Annotated in this window: 20 protein-coding genes; 9 read left to right on the plus strand and 11 right to left on the minus strand. The window is 58.9% G+C overall.

Annotated elements, in window-relative coordinates; translation table 11 throughout:
- Positions 1-18 precede the first annotated feature (18 nt).
- Together ACZ500_RS06760 and ACZ500_RS06765 are read left to right on the plus strand one after the other, a co-directional pair.
- Complete coding sequence (locus tag ACZ500_RS06760) at positions 19-3,204, plus strand: efflux RND transporter permease subunit (protein ID WP_464231743.1); 3,186 nt, start codon at positions 19-21, stop codon at positions 3,202-3,204.
- 1 nt (position 3,205) lies between these two features.
- Entirely contained in the window at positions 3,206-4,615 is a 1,410-nt protein-coding gene (locus tag ACZ500_RS06765) for an efflux transporter outer membrane subunit (protein ID WP_464231744.1), read from the plus strand.
- A gap of 322 nt (positions 4,616-4,937) precedes the next feature.
- Here ACZ500_RS06765 and ACZ500_RS06770 read toward each other — a convergent pair whose 3' ends face one another.
- Positions 4,938-7,592 (minus strand): molybdopterin-dependent oxidoreductase, encoded by a 2,655-nt coding sequence (locus ACZ500_RS06770; RefSeq protein ID WP_464231745.1) that lies wholly within the window; start codon positions 7,590-7,592, stop codon positions 4,938-4,940.
- Between the two features lie 441 nt (positions 7,593-8,033).
- A complete protein-coding gene (locus tag ACZ500_RS06775; protein ID WP_464231746.1) occupies positions 8,034-8,984 on the minus strand; it encodes an NAD(P)H-dependent flavin oxidoreductase in 951 nt (316 codons plus the stop codon).
- A gap of 102 nt (positions 8,985-9,086) precedes the next feature.
- Here ACZ500_RS06775 and ACZ500_RS06780 point away from each other — a divergent pair, with 102 nt between their 5' ends.
- From ACZ500_RS06780 to ACZ500_RS06790, 3 genes are all read left to right on the plus strand, one after another.
- The gene (locus tag ACZ500_RS06780) at positions 9,087-9,251 is read left to right on the plus strand and encodes a hypothetical protein (RefSeq protein ID WP_464231747.1); all 165 of its coding nucleotides are present in this window, start codon (positions 9,087-9,089) and stop codon (positions 9,249-9,251) included.
- A 316-nt stretch (positions 9,252-9,567) separates the two neighbouring features.
- Positions 9,568-9,912, plus strand: a complete 345-nt coding sequence (locus tag ACZ500_RS06785) for an ArsR/SmtB family transcription factor (protein WP_464231748.1) — start codon at positions 9,568-9,570, stop codon at positions 9,910-9,912.
- A gap of 61 nt (positions 9,913-9,973) precedes the next feature.
- Positions 9,974-10,144, plus strand: a complete 171-nt coding sequence (locus ACZ500_RS06790; protein ID WP_464231749.1) for a hypothetical protein — start codon at positions 9,974-9,976, stop codon at positions 10,142-10,144.
- A gap of 351 nt (positions 10,145-10,495) precedes the next feature.
- Here the strand turns inward: ACZ500_RS06790 and ACZ500_RS06795 are convergent, their stop codons facing one another.
- Positions 10,496-11,836 (minus strand): TIGR04283 family arsenosugar biosynthesis glycosyltransferase, encoded by a 1,341-nt coding sequence (locus ACZ500_RS06795; RefSeq protein ID WP_464231750.1) that lies wholly within the window; start codon positions 11,834-11,836, stop codon positions 10,496-10,498.
- A gap of 274 nt (positions 11,837-12,110) precedes the next feature.
- Here ACZ500_RS06795 and ACZ500_RS06800 point away from each other — a divergent pair, with 274 nt between their 5' ends.
- Entirely contained in the window at positions 12,111-12,959 is an 849-nt protein-coding gene (locus ACZ500_RS06800; RefSeq protein WP_464231751.1) for a sterol desaturase family protein, read from the plus strand.
- Between the two features lie 3 nt (positions 12,960-12,962).
- Here ACZ500_RS06800 and ACZ500_RS06805 read toward each other — a convergent pair whose 3' ends face one another.
- The 7 genes from ACZ500_RS06805 to ACZ500_RS06835 form a co-directional block, all read right to left on the minus strand.
- The gene (locus ACZ500_RS06805) at positions 12,963-13,172 is read right to left on the minus strand and encodes a hypothetical protein (protein WP_464231752.1); all 210 of its coding nucleotides are present in this window, start codon (positions 13,170-13,172) and stop codon (positions 12,963-12,965) included.
- Positions 13,173-13,189: 17 nt separating this feature from the next.
- A complete protein-coding gene (locus ACZ500_RS06810) occupies positions 13,190-13,984 on the minus strand; it encodes an ABC transporter ATP-binding protein (RefSeq protein ID WP_464231753.1) in 795 nt (264 codons plus the stop codon).
- A complete protein-coding gene (locus ACZ500_RS06815) occupies positions 13,981-14,790 on the minus strand; it encodes an ABC transporter permease (RefSeq protein ID WP_464231754.1) in 810 nt (269 codons plus the stop codon). The genes ACZ500_RS06810 and ACZ500_RS06815 overlap by 4 nt, the downstream gene beginning before the upstream one ends.
- On the minus strand, positions 14,787-15,734 hold the full coding sequence (locus ACZ500_RS06820; RefSeq protein ID WP_464231755.1) for an ABC transporter substrate-binding protein: 948 nt from the start codon (positions 15,732-15,734) through the stop codon (positions 14,787-14,789). The genes ACZ500_RS06815 and ACZ500_RS06820 overlap by 4 nt, the downstream gene beginning before the upstream one ends.
- An 86-nt stretch (positions 15,735-15,820) precedes the next feature.
- The gene (locus ACZ500_RS06825) at positions 15,821-16,837 is read right to left on the minus strand and encodes a biotin synthase BioB (RefSeq protein WP_464231756.1); all 1,017 of its coding nucleotides are present in this window, start codon (positions 16,835-16,837) and stop codon (positions 15,821-15,823) included.
- A 161-nt stretch (positions 16,838-16,998) separates the two neighbouring features.
- Entirely contained in the window at positions 16,999-17,718 is a 720-nt protein-coding gene (locus ACZ500_RS06830) for a TVP38/TMEM64 family protein (RefSeq protein WP_464231757.1), read from the minus strand.
- Positions 17,715-19,178 (minus strand): dihydrolipoyl dehydrogenase family protein, encoded by a 1,464-nt coding sequence (locus ACZ500_RS06835; protein WP_464231758.1) that lies wholly within the window; start codon positions 19,176-19,178, stop codon positions 17,715-17,717. Before ACZ500_RS06835 ends, ACZ500_RS06830 begins: the two co-directional genes overlap by 4 nt.
- A gap of 85 nt (positions 19,179-19,263) precedes the next feature.
- Here ACZ500_RS06835 and ACZ500_RS06840 point away from each other — a divergent pair, with 85 nt between their 5' ends.
- Both ACZ500_RS06840 and ACZ500_RS06845 read left to right on the plus strand, forming a co-directional pair.
- Entirely contained in the window at positions 19,264-19,548 is a 285-nt protein-coding gene (locus tag ACZ500_RS06840; protein ID WP_464231759.1) for a hypothetical protein, read from the plus strand.
- Between the two features lie 182 nt (positions 19,549-19,730).
- Positions 19,731-20,294 carry a hemerythrin domain-containing protein gene (locus tag ACZ500_RS06845; protein ID WP_464231760.1) on the plus strand — a complete coding sequence of 188 codons (564 nt, stop codon included), beginning with the start codon at positions 19,731-19,733 and terminating at the stop codon, positions 20,292-20,294.
- A 176-nt stretch (positions 20,295-20,470) separates the two neighbouring features.
- Here the strand turns inward: ACZ500_RS06845 and ACZ500_RS06850 are convergent, their stop codons facing one another.
- A complete protein-coding gene (locus tag ACZ500_RS06850) occupies positions 20,471-20,689 on the minus strand; it encodes a hypothetical protein (protein WP_464231761.1) in 219 nt (72 codons plus the stop codon).
- 56 nt (positions 20,690-20,745) lie between these two features.
- Here ACZ500_RS06850 and ACZ500_RS06855 point away from each other — a divergent pair, with 56 nt between their 5' ends.
- A complete protein-coding gene (locus tag ACZ500_RS06855; protein WP_464231762.1) occupies positions 20,746-21,183 on the plus strand; it encodes an aldehyde ferredoxin oxidoreductase C-terminal domain-containing protein in 438 nt (145 codons plus the stop codon).
- Positions 21,184-21,186: the final 3 nt, after the last annotated feature.

The raw sequence follows: 21,186 nt of genomic DNA on the forward strand, positions 1-21,186 counted from the left end.
CGGAGAGGGCGTCCACCCATGTTCTCGAGATTCTTCATCGAAAGACCGATCTTCGCCACCGTCGTCTCCCTCATCATCGTGATCGCCGGCCTGGTGGCCATGAGCGCCCTGCCGGTCTCCCAGTACCCGACCATCACCCCCGTCCAGATCCAGGTGACCACCACCTACCCGGGCGCCGACAGCAAGACGGTCGGAGACTCGGTGGCGGCCCCCATCGAGGCACAAATCAACGGGGTCGACAACATGCTCTACATGACCTCGACAAGCTCCAGCACCGGCCAGATGACCATCACCGTCTACTTCAGCCTCGACACCGACCCGGACATGGCCGAGGTGCAGGTCCAGAACCGCGTGAACCTCGCAACCCCTCAGCTCCCCGAGGCCGTGGTGAACTATGGCGTCTCGGTGCAGAAGAAATCCTCCAGCACGCTGATGATCGTCGCGGTGACCGACAACGAGGGCCGGTACAGCCCGGAGTACGTCACCAACTACGCCAACGTCTACATCCTCGATGCCATCAAACGGGTCAACGGCGCCGGCCAGGCCCAGATCTTCGGCGTCCCGGACCAGGCCATGCGCATCTGGATGAACCCGGACCGGATGGCATCCCTCGGGATCACGACCACCGATATCCAGAATGCCGTGGCCAAACAGAATGCCCTCTTCGGGGCCGGCCAGGTGGGTCAGCAGCCGACTGACGGCCCTGTCCAGCTGACCTTTCCGGTGGTGACCGAAGCACCGTTCGTGAGCCCTTCCGAATACGAGAACATCATCCTGCGCGCGGGGCAGGAAGGCAGCGCGATCGTGCGCCTGAAGGACGTCGCCCGCGCCGAGGTCGGCCGCAGGCTCTACATCGACGACACCCGTCTGAACGGGAAGCCCGCGACCTTCATCGCCATCTATCAGCAGCCGGGCGCAAATGGGCTCGAGGTTTCCAAGGCCGTGCGCAAGACCCTCGAGGAGATGAAGCGGACGCTCCCGGAAGGCATCGACTACCTGATCGCCCTCGATACCACGGACTTCGTGCGCCTGTCCATCAAAGAGGTCATCCACACCCTTTTCGAGGCGATCCTGCTGGTCGTCCTGGTCGTTTACCTTTTTCTCCAGAGCTTTCGGGCCACGATCATCTGCACGGTGGCGATCTTCGTGGCGCTCATCGGCACATTCCCCGGGATGCTTGCCCTGGGATTTTCGATCAACCTGCTGACACTCTTCGGCATCGTTCTCGCCATCGGGATGGTGGTCGACGACGCCATCGTGGTCGTCGAAAACGTCGAACGGAACATGACCAAGAACAACCTGGCGCCCAGGGAAGCGACCATCCGGGCCATGGACGAGATCGGCACCTCCCTCGTCGCCGTGGTGCTGGTGATGGCCTCGGTCTTCATCCCGGCGGCCTTCCTGCCAGGCACCACCGGGCAGCTCTACAAGCAGTTCGCGATCACCATCGTCATCTCGGTGACCCTTTCCGGCTTCGTGGCCCTGACGCTCACCCCGGCCATGTGCGGGCTGATGCTCAAGCACTCGGCGCCCCCGCGCCGCGGGCCCTTCGCCTGGTTCAACCGGCTTTTCGACCGCTTCACCCTCGCCTTCGGCGACGCGGTGGTCCTCATGATCAAGCGGATGGCCATCGCCTTCCTCCTGCTCGCCGTCTTCATGGGGGTGCTCCTACACCTCTTCCGCACCACGCCGACAAGCTTCGTCCCCAACGAGGACCAGGGCTACCTGATGGGGCTGGTGATGATGCCCGATGCGGCCAGCCTTCAGCGGACCGTCGAAACCTCCACCAAGATCGATGCGATCTTCGCCGCGAACCCGGCCGTCGCCGTCCGCAGCGCCATCAACGGCTTCAGCCTGATCGACGGCCAGTACAAGCCCAATGCGGCCACCTTCTTCGTCACCCTCGAAGACTTCGAGGAGCGGTACTCGTCGATCGACCGCGCCCGCAAGGAGAACGCCCGCGCGGTCCTCCAATCGGTCTACGCCGAGGCCCGAGGCATCGAAACCGGACGCCTCATCCCCATCCCGCCGCCGGCGATCCCCGGCATCGGCACCACGGGCGGGTTCGAGTTCTGGGTGCAGGACAAAGGATCGGGCAATCCGGAGCGGCTTTACGAGATCGCCCAGGACTTCCTGGCCAAGGCTCGCCTGCGGCCGGAACTCTCCGGACTGAACACCACCTTCCGGGCTGCCTCTCAACAGCTGAAGGCCGAGGTCGACCGGGACAAGTCGATGCTGCTCGGCCTGCCGGTCGAGGATGTGTACAGCGCCCTCCAGGCCCAGTTCGGCTCCATCACCGTCAGCCAGTTCAACCAGTACAGTCGGGTCTGGAACGTCGTGCTTCAATCCGACGCCCCCTTCCGGCGCGAGCCCGCGGATATCACCCGCCTCTACACACGCTCCAACAATGGGGAGATGATACCGCTCTCAGCCGTCGTGACGACCCGCTACGTGAGCGGGCCTGACATGGTGCCTCATTTCAACGGCTTCCCCGCCGCCCAGGTCACGGGCTCGGCCGCGCCAGGGTACAGCTCCGGGGATGCGATCGCCGCCATGGAGCAGGTCGCCGCCGAGGTCTTTCCGGAGGGTTACAGTTTTGCCTGGTCTGGGATGGCGTACGAGGAGAGGCAATCGGGCGGGACCTCGACGGCCGCCTTCGCCTTCGGCCTGATCATCGTTTTCCTGGTCCTCGCCGCGCAGTTCGAGTCCTGGACCCTTCCCGGGTCGGTCATGACGGCCGTCCCCTTCGGGGTCCTCGGGGCCCTCGCGTTCAACTGGATGCGCGGGCTCGAGAACAACGTCTACTTCCAGATCGGGCTGCTGGTGCTGATCGGGCTGGGCGCGAAGAATGCGGTCCTGCGGGTCACCTTCGCGGTGGAACTGCGCAAGCAGGGGCTCTCGGTCATGGAGGCGACCATCAAGGCAGGCGAGGAGCGGCTGCGGCCGATCATCATGACCTCCCTCGCCTTCATCTTCGGGGTGCTCCCCCTGGCCGTCGCCACAGGCGCCGGGGCCAACGCCCGCCATTCGATCGGCACCGGCATCATGGGCGGCATGATTGGAGAGGCCACCCTGGCGATGCTCTACGTCCCCCTCTTCTTTTATCTCTTCGACCGCTGGAGCGAACGCTCCGCATCAAAACACACACCGCCGCCGACAGCCGTGGAAACCCCTCCCGAGGACCGGCACCCGGAGGTGAATTGACATGCGCCGCTTCCTTTTTCTCGCCTCTCTACTCCTGCTCGCGGGCTGCATGACCGGCCCCGACTACCAGCGCCCGGAACTCGACCTCCCGCAGGCCTTCCGGTACGCGGAAGCAAACGCAAAGCAGACCGCCGACACCGAATGGTGGAAGAGCTTCGATGACCCGGTGCTGGCCGCCCTGATCACCGACGCCCTGGCAAACAACCACACCCTCAAGGCCGCGGCGGCCAACATCGAGCAGGCGGCCGCAGTGCTCATGCAGGTCCGCTCCCCGCTCTTCCCGCAGGCCGACTACGGCGCCGCCGCTGGCCGAGCACAGACGAGCGGACTCGGCACGGGCCCCCTCTCCTCCCTCATCGAAAACCCCAGCGATTCGTTCCAGGTCTTCGCCGGCGCCTCTTGGGAGATCGACCTCTGGGGGCGCATCCGCCGACTGTCGGAGGCCGCGCAGGCCGATCTCTTCGCGACGGAAGAGGCCTACCGGGGCGTGATCCTCTCCCTCGTGTCGGCGGTCGCCGAGGGCTACATTCAGCTCCGCGGCCTCGATGAGCAGCTTGCCATCGCCCGGCGCACCCGCGAGGCCTATGGGGAGTCCGTCGAGCTCTTCGAACTGCAGCACCGCCACGGGCAGGTCTCCAGGCTGATCGTCGAACAAGCTCGCTCCCAGTACCAAACAGCTGCTGCAGCCATCCCTCAGATCGAATCCCAGCTCGCCCAAACGGAAAACGTCCTGTCGATCCTCCTTGGGCGGAACCCCGGGCCTATCCAACGGGGGCGATCCATCCTCCAACTGGTCCCCCCGGCCGTACCCGCCGGCCTGCCCTCCGAACTGCTCGAACGCCGTCCGGACCTGGCCCAGGCCGAACAGAACCTGATCGCCGCCAACGCCCGGATCGGGGCCGCCAAGGCGCTCTACTTCCCGACCATCTCGCTGACGGGCGCACTCGGCTTCGAAAGCTCCGAACTCTCGGACCTTTTCCAGGGATCCTCCAAGACCTGGAGCTACTCCGGGTCCGTCACCGGCCCGATCTTCACCGCCGGCGCCGTCAAGGGACAGGTCAAACAGGCCGAAGCGGCGCAGCGCGCGGCCCTTGAAACCTACCGGAACGCCATCCTGAGCGCCTTCAGGGACACCGAAAACGCCCTCGTCTCACGCCGCAAGCTCTCCGACGAACTCGAGGCCCGCGAGGCCCTCGCCGCCGCCCTCCGCGAATACGCCCGCCTCGCCCGCATGCAGTACACCGGCGGCTACACCCCCTACCTCACCGTTCTCGACGCCGAATCACAGCTCTTTCCCGCCGAACTCAACGTCGCCCAAACCCGCACCCTCCTCCTCACCGCCTACGTCACCCTCTACAAATCCCTAGGTGGTGGGGTCGGACCAAGCCAAGTATCTGTAAATAAAAAATAAACCCGTTAAAAAGAGGCTTTTTTAGAGCTTAAAAGCCCCTTTTAAGGGTCAAAATGAGCAAGAGGCCCCAGCCCTCCGACGCTTCATCGCCGTAGTGCCCCGTCAGGCGACATAGCGCGAAAGGCGCCTGATCTCGCCTTCGGCCTCCGTCATGATATCCTGCAGCAACTCCGCAACCGGGCGCACGCCTTTGATCAGTCCGGCGACCTGTCCCATCATCACCGACCCCCGCTCCATGTCGCCCAATAAATACCGCGGCCTTTATTCGGTGTTGCACAGCAACGCTTCGCTGTCGAAGACAACCTCCCTCCAATCCAGCGGCTCAACCCTCCGCCAACGCCGCCCTTATCTTTTCCGGGGTAGCCGGGAGGTTGAATACCCTCACGCCGCAGGCATCCTCGATGGCGTTGATCACCGCCGGGGCGGTCGACACCATGGTCATCTCCCCGATGCCGGTTGAGCCGAGCGTCCCCTTGTTCCGCGGCGTCTCAAGGGGTGTAATGACTTCCACATCAAAAGAGGTTCTCATCGTCGGGAACTTGAACGTGACCCAATCCCGGGTCTTGCCGGCTATGTATTCTTCCCTCAAGGCATACCCCACCCCCTGATCCATTCCGCCTTCGAGCTGCCCCTCCAGGTTCTTCGGATTGATCACCGGTCCAGGATCTACAGCCGTGGTCATTTTCAAGACCCGCACATCCCCCGTTTCCGTGTCGACCTCCACTTCAGCCATCTGGATATTGTGGACCTGCGACTCGAAAGTCGGCCCCTGACCTGTCTGGGGGTCGAGCGCTCCAGCCGGTACGGTTTTTCTTCCTGTGTAGCGAATGGATTTTCCTTTCTCTTTGAGTTCCTCGAATGTCGCCGCACCTGCCTGCTGCATGCTTTGCTTCAGTTGTTCAACCGCCGCGACCAAGGCACCCCCGACCATGTACGTGATTCTGCTGCCTGACGCCGGTCCCGTTTGAGTGGTTTGATCTGTATCCCGCGCAACCAGCCGGACCATTTTCAGGGGCAGTTTCAGCAGGTGGGCGGCGATCTGGGTCAACATCGAGTCGTTGCCTTCGCCGGGGTCCGCCGCTGCCGCAAAAATCGTCACACCGCCGTCCGGCACGAGTTCCACAGTCACCTCGGCCGTATCCCCGGGCGCCCCAATACCATATGAGTGAGCGGCCAGGCCGACTCCCCGTTTGATAGGGCCGTCTTTGAAAGCGGCAGCCTCCTTTCTGGCGCGCTCATAGTGAGGCTGAATGAGTTTACAGATATCCGGGAATGTCCACTGCTCCACCGTAGCCCCGGTGGACACGGTCTGACCGGACAGAAGCGAATTCTTCAGCCGGAATTCGAGCGGATCGATTCCGAGCTTTTCCGCCAGCATGTCCACAGCGGATTCCAGGGCAAAATTGACCTGGGGGGGCCCGGCACCCCGTGCGGCGCCACCCGCCGGATTGTTGGTATACACGAGCCGCGCCATGACGTCGACATTGGGGATATCATAGACCCCGGATAGCATGCTCAAGGCCCGTCTGATTACAGTGCTGCCGATGATCATATAGGCCCCGTTGTCCACCGTGAAGTCATTGGCATAGGCCGTCAGCCGGCCATCTGCTCCGGCCGCCAGTTTGACCTTCATGCTGAACGGATGGCGCTTGGTCGTCATCAGCATGGATTCCTGGAGACTGGGAACATATCGTACGGGCCGTCTGAAATGGAGCGCCGCCGCCCCTGCGATCCCTTCCGAAGTGATGGCGATCTTGATCCCGAACTGCCCCCCGCTGTAAGCTTCCTCGTAGCGGATATTCTTCCATCCGAGTGCCCCCTGCAGCATCGCCTTGTGCGAGTGGATCATGATGCTCCGCCCGATCACCACGAGTACGGCATCTTCCCCCTCCCCCTCGAGGTAGGCGATGCAGGCCTCCGGTTCGAGCGGGGCCTGGTGGTTCATCTGTGTCTGGAACTCCGCCTCGACCACCGCCGCCGCCTCCGTGAAAGCCCGCTTCGCGTCTCCTTTGATCTGAGGCTGTCGATAACAGAGGTTGGGATAGGCGTCATGGACCCGCAAAGCACCCTCCGCAAGGGCCTCCAGAGGGCTCAGCATAACCGGCAGAGGTTCGTAGTGCACCTTTACCGCGCCCGCCGCGGCCTGCGCCTGGGCCAACGTCCCGGCCGCCACGACGGCAATGGGATCCCCCAGACATCGGACCTTGTCATCACAAAGAACGGGCTGATCATCGACTATAAATTTGATCCTGTTGGTGCCGTGAATATCGTGAGCCCTCATGACCCCGATGACCCCGGGCATCTTTTCGGCTTCAGAAGCGTCAATCGACAGGATTTTCGCGTGATGCTCCGTACTTCGAACAACGGCCAACTCAGCCGCACCCTGCATCCTGATATCCGCCGCAAATTCTGCCACCCCGCAGGCCTTGATCATAGCCGAGGGCCGCGGATGGGAAACCCCCAGCATGGCGCCGTCGAGCGGGGGTCTGACCTCATCGGGCGAGGTCTCGTGGCGGAGAAACCGGGCAGCCAGCTTCACGGCATCGATGATCTTCGCATATCCCGTACAGCGGCATAAGTTCCTGGCAAAGGCCTTCTTCATTTCCTCCCTGCCGGGATCAGGGTTCCGATCGAGAAGGCCTTTCGTCGACATAACCATCCCCGGGGTGCAAAATCCGCACTGCACAGCCCCCGAAAGGACAAAAGCCTCCTGGATCGGGTGAGGATTATCCGGCGTACCGAGACCCTCCACCGTCACCACCTCGGCTCCGTCGAGATCCGTCACCCTGCTCAAGCAGGAGCGCGTCGCCTTGCCGTTGACCAGAACCGTGCACGCCCCGCACTGCCCCTTGCGATCGCAGCCCTGCTTCGCCCCGATCAGATGCAGATCCTCCCGCAACAGATCTAGAAGCACCCTCTCCGCATCAACGACAAACTGATACCGTCTTCCGTTCACGTTCAGTGAAATCTTTTTCATTCGCATCGCCTTTCCTCGATAATGACTTTCCCACTTGTCGTTAGAGGCGTCAAACACTGCTCTTTCATATATCAAATATGATATAACATGTCCAGTGAAAGTAAAGTGGGGTCGGACCAAGCGAAGTAGCTGAAAAAATGAGATAAAGCACTCTAAGCAGAGCTTTTTTCCAGCTTAAACGCCCCTTTTGGAGGTCAAAGTCGAATCTGAACCAGCCGTCTGTGACCTTGAGTGCAAACAATCATAGCGCGGCGTAACGGTGGAGTTAACGGTGGAGTTAACGGTGGGGTTTAACGGTGGGGTCGGACCAAGATAAACTACTGCAAATAAAAGATAAAATCCTCCAAAAAAGTCCTTCTCAACGCTTAGAAGCACCATTTGAGGGTCAAAATACTCCAGATATGTCAGAGACACTCGGCACGTCTCAACCATGACAATCCGTCAGGCGACATAGCGCGAGAGGCGTCCGATCTCGCCTTCGGCCTCCGTCATGATATCCTGCAGCAGCTCCGCAACCGGGCGCACGCCTTTGATCAGTCCGGCGACCTGTCCCATCATCACCGACCCCCACTCCATGTCGCCCAATACCGCGGCCTTCCGAAGGGAGCCGATCGTAAAACCGTCGATCTCGTGCTTGTCCTTCCCCTCCATCTCCATTTGAAGGACCTTTTGCACCAACTGGTTCTTGAGAACCCGGAACTGGAGGCCGGTGGTTCTGCCGGTGACCGCTGTATCCGAGTCGAGGGCGTTGCACACGGCCTGCTTGTAGTTATCGTGGAGGGTGGCCTCCCGAATCGCCAGAAACCGGGTACCCATCTGGATTCCTTCAGCTCCGAGGGCAAACGCCGCAACCAATCCCTTCCCATCGGCGATTCCACCAGCGGCAACAACGGGCAAGTCGCTTATCTGAGTCGCCTCCCGAACCAGGACAAATGTGGAGATCTCGGATGGGCTGATGTTTCCGCCACCTTCCATGCCCATGGCGATGATCCCATCCACGCCGGCCTCGTTGCACCGCTTGATCATTTCGAGGGTGAAGGCGACCTGGAATATCTTGATCCCGGCCGCCCTGAACCGCTCGGTATACTGAACAGGGTCCCCCGCTGAAGAGACCACAACCGGGACCCGCTCTTCGATCGCGATCTCCACCGCCTCCTTCGAAGATGGAAGCCTGAGCGGGATGTTCACCGCAAACGGGAGAGAGGTGGCCTCCCTGATTTTCCGTATATGATCGACCAACTCGTCAGGCTCCATGGTGGCGGCGGCGATCGTCCCCAATCCGCCGGCTTTCGAAACCGCGGCTGCCATTTCCCACCCGGTAATCCACGCCATTCCCCCCTGCAGGATGGGGTAGCGGATTCCCAAAACATCGCAAACTCTCGTGCTTAACATAACTCCCTTTCTCTATGGGTCGGACCAACAAAAATACCCTTGAAAGAATCTGTTCTTCAGAAGATGGACCAAGATAGCATACTAAATAGTTTCCATCCGGAAATGGTCTTTTTGGCCAATCTCGGCGTCAATCTGCACGTTTGCTTGTGCGGCGACCACCAGGTCGCCTCCGCGCAAACACTTGATTTCCTTGATATTGGCCAAAACTCCTCGTTTCCGGATTGGAAACTGGGTTCTATAGGGAAATCATTTCCGGATGGATACTAAATAATAGAGAATTTTTTGTGTACACCGTTTTTCCATTCTAAACCTACCACTTGAGACTCAAAATGCAAGGATTAAACGAGGCAGCGCTCTTTAGAAATATCAACTGAAATGAAGGGGCAAAATTTCCTTTTCCTCCCCCTCGAGCTTCGAGCAACCGATGAATCCCGGAATGGGTGCCAGCCTAAGCGGTTTGCAGGGGATCGGATCTTTCAGCCATTTTTTTGCATCCCTGCAAAAACAAAGGGATCAAGCGATTATTCCGTTTGACAGACCACCGCCCTGGCACTATATTGCTGATTAACGATATGGAGGCCCCATGAAAGATTTCATCAAGGTGATGAAGGCCCTTTCCGACCCGAACCGGGTAACGGTCCTGAAGCTTCTGCAGAGGCGTGTCATGTGTGTATGCGAACTCCAGGCCGCTCTGGATCTGGCTCAGTCTACGGTCAGCAAACATTTGAGAATTCTAGAGGAAGCGAGCCTTGTCACCTGGAGTAAGGAGGGGCTTTGGGTCAACTACAGCTTGCTTGCGGACCCGCCCAACCCGTACGCGGCCGCCATGCTGCGGAACCTCGAGCACTGGCTCGAGGAAGCACCTGGGCTTACGGAGTTGTACATGCACCTACCGGAAATTCGAAGGGAGAATATCTGCGGCGCGTGATTTTTTCGACCTTTTCATATCGTTAAATTGCGAATTAGTTTCCATCCGGCAATGAGGATTCTTGGCCAATCTCGGCGTCAATCTGCACGTTTGCTTGTGCGGCGACCACCAGGTCGCCTCCGCGCAAACACTTGATTTCCTTGATATTGGCCAAACCGGGACCCGCCGCATAGCGGTGAGACTGAGCTGCGAAGCGGTGAAGAAAAATCCTCATTTCCGGATCGGAAACTGAGTTCTACCGCGAAATCATTTCCGGATGGATACGAATTATGAACAGTTTGCATCCGGAAATGATTTACCCTGCACACCCCGGTTCCCGATCCGAAAATGTGGACGGTGAAGTGAAGTCGATCGACAAAAACCCCAGTAAAGAAACCGCCAAGTCCTGGATCAAGAAATGAATCGAAGAGAGGCAGGATAATGCCCCGTCAGGATGACTTTTCGCAGGATACGGGCATCCTGCCGCAGCCGAATACACCCTCCGGTTTACAGCATGAAGAGGATGAATCAGGGGACGAGTGAGTTTTTCCCCAGCCTGCAGTTGGCCGGCGCATCCTGAAATTCCCGAATATGGGTTTCGTGCTCAATGGAGTGAACCGGTATAGAGACGGTGCAGATTTTGGATCGGCATACCGGCCAGGAAGCCCGCAATCATGACCTGATTTAGAAGGGTCGTGCGTATGACGCCAAGACGTTGCCAACGCCTGGCCGAGGTGATGGCAGCCTCAGAGAGCGTTACAATCCTGCCTCGCCTGTGGAGGCGCCGCACCAGTTCGAAATCCTCCATGATCGGCATGGGTTTAAAGGCGCCCAGTTCCTCGAAAACCCGCTTCTCCATAAAGATCCCCTGGTCGCCGTAAGGCATCTGAAAAAGCGCGGACCGGATGTGCGTCACCCGTTCCACCAGGCGCATCACGGCCCTCGGATCGTCGGTCTTGAACCGGAATGCCCCTGCCACCGTCGCCGGACGATCCAGGGCGGCGCATATCGCCTCGGCGCATCCACGAGGCGGGAGGGTGTCGGCATGGAGAAAGAGCAGGATTCTTCCACGGGCTACAGCGGCCCCTGCATTCAACTGCAAGGCCCGCCCGCCGGACACCGTCAACACCTTGGCCCCATCCCGCGCGGCAATCTGGCGGGTCCGATCGCAGCTTCCGCCGTCAACCACGATCCGCTCGATCCCCGCCGATCGCCCAAGACATTTGAGCAAACGCCCAATCGTGCCAGATTCCTCGAGGGTGGGAATAATGACGGAGATCAGAGATTTCCCCGAAAAGACATCCGAGAAACGAGGGTCGTATTGAACGACATCCAAATCCTCGGGCCGATCCACATCCCGTAGAGGCGGTAAATCCGCTACACTCAAACCGAGACGACGGATCCTTTCACACGTCTGGGCGTAAACGCGGCCGGTTCCCCAGTCAATCCCCTCAAAAAGCGAGGGATGCACCGACTTCATCCCGATGAGGTAGTACCCACCGTCAGCAGCACGTCCCACAACCGTATTCTTAGACCGAAGGCCTTCAACAGCCTGTTCGAGGATCTCGGAGGTCAGGCCGGGGATATCGGACCCGACGCCGATCACCGCCCCGGCTCCACTCTGAAAGGCCGCTTCGAAGGCATCGAGCATGCGGACGCCGAGATCGCAATCCCCTGAGGCCTGCTCCGCGAAACCGAGATCGGTCCCCAGCCAGGCCCGGAAATCCCTCCGCCGTGCTCCGGTATACCAAATGGTGACCGGCATTTCCCCACGGGTGACCGCCGCCCTCCGGGCCGCCCGCGCAATTTTCACGACGGCCTCGGTCATGCGGCGGTGAAGCCTGGCGGCCACCTGCGGCGTCAGCGCTGAAACGAGGCGGGTCTTGACCTTCCCCGGCTCAGGGTATCGCGCAAAAATCAAAAGATGAGGGGCACCTTGTTTCATGGCATAGAGGCATTAAAATTCATTAAATGAGATCGATAAAAAAGGGCTGCAACTCGTTACGACATAACCGCTGGAACATGGGAGCGATGAACGCTGCCGCCGATAACGAAATGAGACGTATTTCGGGCCTTGCTGTGCCTGCATATTGCAGCCCGGTCCTCTCGGCGCAGCGATCGAAGACTTTCAAAATCCTCCTGCCACCCTAGTTTGGATCCATCGCCCGCCCGCAGATCCAAACCGGATCATGACGAGAGATCAGCAAGGAGCGGAAGAAATGACAGAATTCGTAACCGCCCATGAACCTACCATCCGGATGGCCTTTTTCGTTGGGATCTTTCTGGCTGTGGCCCTGGCGGAACTGCTCGCACCCCGGCGCATCCTGACCACCTCCAAGCTATCTCGCTGGATAGGAAATATCGGCATCGTCTTCATCAGCACCGCTTTGCTGAGGGTTGTGTTTCCTGCCGGGGCGGTTGGGATCTCCATCTGGGTCGGACACCAGGGTTGGGGGATCTTCCAATATTTCCAGTGGCCTTTCTGGCTGGAGGTGGTGCTGACCATCATCGTCCTGGACTTTGTCATCTACATGCAGCACGTCATGTTTCACGCGGTCCCGGTGCTTTGGCGCCTGCACATGATGCACCACGCAGACATGGACTACGACCTGACCACCGGAAACCGCTTTCATCCCATCGAGATCGTCATTTCCCTAGGAATCAAGGCCGGGGCCATCATTATTCTGGGCGCCCCTCCGCTGGGCGTCATCATTTTCGAGATCATCCTCAACGGGATGGCGATGTTCAACCACGGCAACTTCTTCATCCCACTGGGGATCGACCGTGTGCTGCGGCTCCTGGTAGTCACCCCGGATATGCACCGCGTCCATCACTCGGTCTTCCCCAATGAAACCAACTCCAACTTCGGCTTCAACCTTCCGTGGTGGGATCGTCTGTGTGGAACGTACAAACCCCAACCCACGAAAGGCCACGAACAGATGACCATCGGCCTGAACCAGTTCAGGGACCCATCCCGCCTGACCCTTCCCTGGATGATCGCTCTCCCCTTCATAGGCAAGGGCGGAACCTACGCCATCGGCAAGCGAGGAGCCAAGAGCGGCGATTGACGATCATCGGTATGAATAATCAAAGATGAACAAGCCGGTCGATAAAAACACCTTATGGAACGGAAATGATTTCCCTATAGAACCCAGTTTCCAATCCGGAAATGAGGATTTTTTGCCAATATCAAGGAAATCAAGCGTTTGCGCGGAGGCGACCTGGTGGTCGCCGCACAAGCAAACGTGCAGATTGACGCCGAGATTGGCAAAAAAGACCATTTCCGGATGGAAACGAGCTAATCCCGAAGCGCTGCATGCAGCCTTCGACTGAGGCCCGCGAAGGCGGCGCTTTCCCTTTCCCGTGGCCGCGGCAGATTCACAGGGATGTCTTCACGGATCCGACCGGGATTCTTGCTCATGAGAAGAGTCCTGTCCGCCAGGATCACGGCCTCGCTGACATCGTGCGTTACAAAAAGAATCGTGTGGCCCAGTTCCTGCCACAGCGTCAGGAGGAGGTGCTGCATCTCTTCGCGGCTTTGGGCATCCAGAGAAGCAAACGGCTCGTCCATGAGCAGCACTTCGGGCTCCAGGATAAGCACCCTGGCCAGCGCCACCCGTTGTTTCATGCCCCCGGAGATCTCACTGGGGAGATAATCCCTGAACTCGCTCAACCCGACCAAATTCAGGAAACGACTCACCTCTCCAGCCTTGGCCTTACGGGACTGTTTCCGCCCTTTCAAACCAAAGGCGATATTCTCTCCCACCGTCAACCAGGGAAACAGGGCATCCTCCTGAAAAATGACACAGCGGTCCGGGCCCGGCCCTTTCACCGGTATTCCGTTCAGCAGCACCTTCCCGGAACTCGGAGAGACAAAGCCCGCCACAATCTTCAGCAAGGTCGACTTTCCGCATCCGCTCCTGCCGAGAATCGAAACCAACTCCCCGCTTTCCGCCTGAAAGCCCACATCCTCCAGGACCGAAAGGTACCCGCCGGCCGTGTGGAACCCCTTCGAAATGCGCTCGAGCTTGAGGATCTCCTCCCTTCTTGGTGCAGGCCGGTTTCCAGCCACCGCCTTCAGGCGCGTCCTCATGTCATCCTCCTCGCGCTCTTGAAGCACAGACGCAACCCGCCCTGAAGCAGCTTATCCGTGATCCGCCCCATGACAGCGATCACGATGATCCCCACCACGATCATGTCAATGCGCCCGAGCATCCGGGCATCCATGATCACCGCGCCCAGCCCGTTCGGGACCCCGGTCAGCTCCCCCAGGACCAGATAGGCCCAGGAGATCCCCAATCCCAAACGCAGCCCGGTCATGATATGGGGCATGGCCCCGGGGAGAAGGATGGCAAAGGTGCCCCTCACCCTCTTGACGCCCATCATGGCACCTGCTTGAAGAAGAAGCGGGTTCACCTGCCTGGCCCCCGCAGCCGCATTCAGGAAGACCGGGAAAAACGCGGCCAGGGCCACCAGGAAAACGGTGGTTTTCATCCCGATGCCGAACCAGACCAGGGCCAGCGGCAGCCAGGTAATGCCGGGGACGGCCCGCAACGCATTGACGGTCGTGCCTGTGAGCCGCTGGACAATCCACAAACGCCCCGAAAGAATCCCGAGAGGCATACCAAAGGCCACAGCAAGCGAAAAACCGCAAAACACCCGCCAGAGGCTTGCCACCAAGTCCTTGACAAATCGGCCGGCATAAGGGCCTCCTTCGGGCGCCCCCAGGATGTATGCATAGCCGCCCTCGACGATAGCCCTGGGGGAAGGCAACAGATAGGCAGGCATCAGCCCCGTGGCGCTCACCGCCCACCAGAGAAAACAGAAGAGAGCAGGGATCACCCAGGGCAGAAACCACCCGGTTGGGTTAACGGTCTTCCTGCCATCAAACACTATCATTTCACCACCCGTTTCACGAATGACAGATCGAAAAGCCGCTCGTAATCAGGCTGCTCTCGGATGATTCCGAGGGCTTCCATCCGTTCCCCCAGCGCACTGGCCTTCCGGACAAAATCAGCGTCCATGTCCCAAGCCAACTCGATGTTGGCCGCGGCCTGTTCCAGGATATTCCGCTCCGTGCCGAAAGACACGGCCTTTTGAAGCCAGACCTCGGGATGGGATTGAAGGTATTGGGTAGCCTGCGCGTGCGCCCTGACCAGTCTGAGAATCCGCTCCGGATCCGTTTCAATGGTATCCCGCCGCACCAGCATCCCGGCATTGATGGCACCGATCGACTCGTCATAGTAAGGATAGGCGAGGATTTTACCGTATCCTTGGGCAACGGCAAGGCTCGGAAGCGGCTCGCCGGAGAGAAAGGCGTCGATACCGCCCCTTGCCAGGGCAATCCCCATGTCGAAAAAATCCACGCGGGTCAGAAAGACGTCTTTTTCAGGAGAAAGACCGTTGCGGGTCAGGAGTCCCCTCAGCAGGATCTCGTGCATGGTTCCTGGAACGTAACCGATCTTTTTCCCGATAAGGTCTCCAACCTTCTTGATCGGTCCCCCCTTTTTGACCACCAGAGCCGAGCTCTTGTTGCACAGGGCTGCGACCACCACCACGGGTTGACCCAGTGAGGCCGAATGGATTGCATGCGCCAGCGTCGTCCCGCACATATCGAGGCTCCCGGCCAGGAGGGCCGTCTTCTGGTCGGCCGGATTGGTGAAAGAATAGACCGTCACCTTCTGGTTCGCGGGAAAAAACCGCCCATAAAAGAAGGGCTGTATGGTTTGGGGCGTTTTCCAGGTGCCCACCCGGATGTCTTCCGCCCGAGACCCGGAGGAGGCCATCACTAAAATAGCGGCGACCCCAAGCAATATTCCAAAAACTGCGGTTGGCCGACGCATGATATTCACCTCCTGCGAGCCGTTCGGATTTCCGTCCCGAGATCATTCTCTGCGCAAACATCCTCGAACCCTGACAGACCGATTCCTTACCGGGCAGCGACTGCGGGAAAGCAGTTAGACGGCAAGTGCGGATCCCATCCCATCTCTCTCAGGATCTCGCTGCAAACCGAGAGGCTTTTCCCCCGGCCCTTTCCCGTGTCCGCCGTTCCATCCCTGGGGCTGGCGCCCACTTCCGGGAAAAAGAGGTTGGCCCCTGCCATCGACGATGCCGAGTGCGGTTCGTGGGTGCAGTGGGCGCGCGGCACATCCCCCATCACCAACCGGCTGACCGCCACCATCCGCGCCATCTCCCGCTCCGTGATCATCCCGAACCGTTCCATGGGCGACCCCGGGAAATTGATGCGCCGCATGACCCCGCTGTAAACGGCCCCATATCTTCTTGCCAGGAACATCAGATCGACGATCTCGTCCAGGGCATGCTCCGGCCCCACCGGTTCGATGCAGTTCATCCACAGCAGCCCCACGTCGTTGAGGACCCGGATGGTTTGAATGCGCTTCTCTCTCTTGAAAGGGGTGTCCACCCCTTCGCCCAGCCGGACGGCATGATAGGCCCCGACGAAACCGGCCTCCAGGAGCCGCTCCCCTTCCCGATGGGTGATGTCGCGGGTGTTGGCCACAAGAGGAACCCTGACCTCCTTTTTGAGAAGCCTTCCGATCTCCAGGAGCCGCTCGAAGGAAAATGTGCCTGTGGTCATCAGGTTGAGGGCATCCGCAGACTGGGCCTCTCCCATTCTGGCCCACGCCAGGATAGCGTCTTCTGTAAAGTCCACATCTTCCTTGAAGATCCCGGCATGCTCTGTCAGGGAACAGAAGGCGCAGTTGAAGGGACAGGGCGCCACATTGACCCCGATGTGGAGATGGTTCTCCCCCTTCTTTCCAAACTGCTCTCGGGACAGCCGATTGGCGGTTTCCATGAGCGCATAGACCTCTCTCGCTTCAAGATCAAGCCTTAGAAGAAAACCCGCATCCTCCCGGCTGATTCCTTCAAAGCCCCCCGCCTTCTCCAGTATATCGCTTACCCTCGAGGATATTTTCCACCCCATTTTTCGTCCACTCCTCCCAGATGAAACCCGCCCCCTCCCGGGCAGCTCCATTTCGACCTTTTTCAAGCAACCGTATCAAAGGAATCTAACAGCCTCCATTCGTGGCGGCAGAAAGGCCTGGAGACGGACATGAAAACCGCCTCTCCAACCATGCCTCCACTTCAGAGCCGCCCTGTTTCAGCCCGTCGCTGATCATCGAGAGGCCTTTGCCGACCCGGCGCAGTCTCGCCCCGGATCTTTTGGATGATCTTCGGGATAAAAAATGAGAAAACGAACAGGCCGACCGAGAAAAACACCTTGAAAGAGAGGAATTCGCCCCAGTTGCCCGAGGCCCACACCTCTTTCACGGTTCCCATGAAAAACGTGAAGATGAAGGTCCCCACGATGATGCCGAGACCCGTGCCGGCCACATAGTCCCAGAACCGGACCTTGGTGAGCCCCATGCCGAAATTCATGGGGGTGAATGGAAAGTAGACCAATCGGAGATAGAGCACCGTCGCAAAGCCGTTTCGCTCGACGGCATCGTCGTATTTCTTCAGTCGGTCTCCGATAAGGGAGGCGGCAAACTCCCTGCCCAAAGTTCGGCCGATGATAAAGGCTGCACTCGCCCCCAGCATGGCGCCGACCCACACATAGAGAAACCCCCAGTAGGGACCGAAAATCGCCGCACCCAGCCCGGTGAGGAGGGTCCCGGGGAGAAACAGGCACACCCCAACGGCGTAGACGACCATATAGACGACGGGCGCCCATAGGCCTGCGTTGTCCAGGAACCGGCCAAGCGCGTCGGCAGTGAGAAATCCCTTCACCGGCGTAAACCTGACCACATAGACGGCCGCAGCGATAAACGCTGCGAACAAGAGTGCCTTGAAGAGCGGCCTCATGCCCCATCCTCCAGCCCACAGGCCCTGCCTTTCAGATTGAAGAAAAACTTGAGTCCTTTCCTCACCTTGTCGGAAAAAATCTTCGGTGAAAGGTAGGCGCCCGCAACCCGTTTGTTGATTTCCCCGAGGGTCGGGTAGGGATGGACCGCGGAGGCCAAGGTGGAAAGCTTCACCTTTCCGTTCAGCACAACGACCCACTCGCTCAACAGTTCGCCTGCCCGAGGCCCCAGGATCTGAACCCCGATCGGCTTCTCATGCTTGTCCAGCAGCATCTTGATCTTTCCGACCCTCTCCCCTTCAGCGAGGCTCCTGTCGTTGTCCTCGAAGACCTCCGTAAATACGTCGTACTCCAGACCGGCTTCCCCGGCCGCCTTTTCGTTCATCCCGATGCCGGCGAGCTCAGGGTCGGTGTAGGTACACCAGGGCAGGAACGTGTAATCGGCCTTCCTGGGAAGATGAACAATCGCGTTGCTCACCACAATTCCCCCTTCGTAGCCTGCCGCATGGGTAAACTGAAACGCCCCGGTGACATCGCCCGCCGCATAGATGTGCTTCCGGCTGCTTCGCATCCGCGCATCCGTCTCGATGCCTTTACGGTCGAATGAAACGCCGATTCCTTCCAGGTTGAGACCCGTCAGGTTCGGTTCGCGTCCCATGGCGACCAGGATCTGCTCCGCCTTCAGAGAGATGGCGACGCCTTCCCTGGTCTTGATGCGGACTTCTCTTTCATGCCCCAGATCCCCGACCCCGATCACCGAGGCATCGAGATGAAAGACGACGCCTTCAGCAGCCAGAACCTGCATGATCCCGTCGGCCATGTCCTTGTCTTCTTTGCTCAAGATCTGTCCGCTCCGCTGGACCACGGATACCTTCGTCCCGAGGCGGCAAAAGGCCTGAGCCATCTCCACGGCAATGGGCCCGGCGCCCAAAACGACCATGGATGCCGGAAGCCGATCCAGGGAGAAGATCTCCTTGTTGGTGATGTAGGGCGTTTTCTCCAGCCCCTCGACAGGGGGCCTTTGCGGTGAGGAACCGCTGGCCACGACCCAGTTTTTGGCCGAGACCGTTCGGCCGCCGATTCGGACGCTGTGCTCGTCAACGAAGGCGGGCTCACCGAACGCCACGCCGACGCCAAGACTGCAAAACCGCTCTTCCGAGTCGTGCTTCTGGATGGCCGCGATCACCGACTGGATCCTCTCCCGCACTTTCGCGAAGTCCACCGGCGGCAGGTTGAGGGCGGGGAGCCCGAAGTCCTGAGCGATTTTCAGGGTATGATAGGCCCGGGCGGTATGGATCAGCGTCTTGCTCGGCACACAACCGACATGGAGACAGTCGCCGCCCAGCACCTTTTCCTTCTCGATCAGGAGGGTCTTGGCACCCAACTGGGCCGCACCCGACGCCACCGTCAAACCCGCCGCCCCACCGCCGATAATGCCCATGTCATAATCGTATGTCCTCATGGCATTCCTCCTTTGGGGTCGGACCAAGATAAGCAACTGAAAAACAAAGAAAACATCGGCAAAAGAGGCGCTTCCAGGAGCTTAGATGCACCTTTTCGACCTTAAAAAACAGAATATACCGGAGATGGCTACCCCAGGAAGAGCAATTTTCACTCCCGAAATGGGCCTTACTTATCAACAGCAAGGAAATCAATCTGTTGAGTGCGAGAGAGTTGGTGTTGACCGCACAAGCAAGATTGCAGAATTGAGGCCTGGCGAAAAAGTTCAGCGGCGCAGGCCGCGAAATCCACCCCCTCTCTACCCGCTCATCAGAGAACAAAAACCCTGGACTTTGGATGATTCTTTCATTGAGAATAAATTCAGCCCGTGAAGAAAATCGCCCAGAAAATCCGTTCGCAAAAAATTGACCAGATCATCGAGGGGATGTGATTGCCAAGAACCATGGAAAATGGATAAGCGCCCTATTTTTTTGGACCGCAACCTCGCGGCGTCAAGGTTGACTTTCTGAAGCAGCCTCGCTGCGCATAAACCAAAATTCATGGAGATGTCAGGATGAAGGCAACTGAGGAACTCAAAAACGAACACCACGGCATTGAAATCATGCTTCGGGTCTTGCAGGCAGTTGCGGACAGGTTCGAACACGGCCAAGACGTGGACGAAAAGTATCTGTCCGGCATCCTTGATTTCCTGTCGATCTTCGTCGACAAATGCCATCATGGCAAGGAGGAAGAATTCCTTTTCCCAGCCTTGGAAAATGCTGGTGTGCCGCGTGAAGGAGGTCCCATCGGGGTTATGTTGCAGGAACACGAACAGGGCCGCAGATTGGTTGCGAGGCTCAAAGACGCCCTGTCAGGCCATGGGTCCGGGGTCCTCTCGCGCATGGAAGAGGCCCAGGTGATCATTACAGAATATGTCGCACTCCTTAGCCAACATATCGACAAGGAAAACACGGTTCTTTTTCCCATGGCGGATGCCAAATTGGATCCGGATAAAGACGCAGAGCTTTTTGAAGCATTCGAGCGACTCGAACGGGAACGTATCGGCGAGGGCAAGCACGCTGAGTTTCATGAACTTTTGCATCGTTTGCAGGTTGAGGTCGGGGTCGGACCAAGATAAATAAATGAAAAACAAGCAAAAAATTGGCGAAAGAGGCACTCCCAGGAGCTTAGAAGCCCCTTTTAGAACTCAAAATGCCAACCTTAAAGCGCTCTTCAGATGTCCCCGGCCCCGTCTTCGGGTGCACGTCATCACGAATCCGCCCTAAGCTCGATGCGGTAAGCCAAATTCTCATCTTAGGTCGTATCCATCCGGAAATGATTTCCCGGTACAACCCAGTTTCCAATCCGGAAATGAGGATTTTTCTTCACCGCTTCGCCGCTCATTCCCACCGCTACGCGGCGGGTCCCGGTTTGGCCAATATCAAGGAAATCAAGCGTTTGTGCGGAGGCGACCTGTAGGTCGCCGCACAAGCAAACGTGCAGCTTGACGCCGAGATTGGTCAAAAAGACCATTTCCGGATGGAAACTAGGTCTGCTCGCCGTTTCATTCAACATACATGCTCGGCAACATGCGCAAATTCGCCGAGATGGCCGCCGAGTCGAAGGAAAATCCGGAGGTCATCGCCTACAAGACCAAAGGAACGTCCATGCTGATGGATATCATGAACAAGATCGGCGCGTTCCCTACGCGTTACTGGCAGAAAGGGCGTTTTGAGGGAACAGCCGGAATCAATGCCGATGCACTGCATCCGGGTTGCGACGTCCAGCCCCGGTCCTGTCTGAAATGTTTCATGGCCTGCGGACGGCTCTCGACGGTCAAATCAGGCCTCCACAAAGGCCTGCGGCTGGAGGGCCCGGAATATGAAACCATCTATGCCTTCGGCGGACTGTGCGAGATCGACAGCATCGAGGAAATCCTTTACCTCAACGATCTGTGTGACCGACTCGGCCTGGACACGATTACCGCCGGGAACCTGGCTGGGCTGACAATCGATGCCGGCCGGTGAGAT

The organism is Desulfatiglans parachlorophenolica (assembly GCF_055394735.1).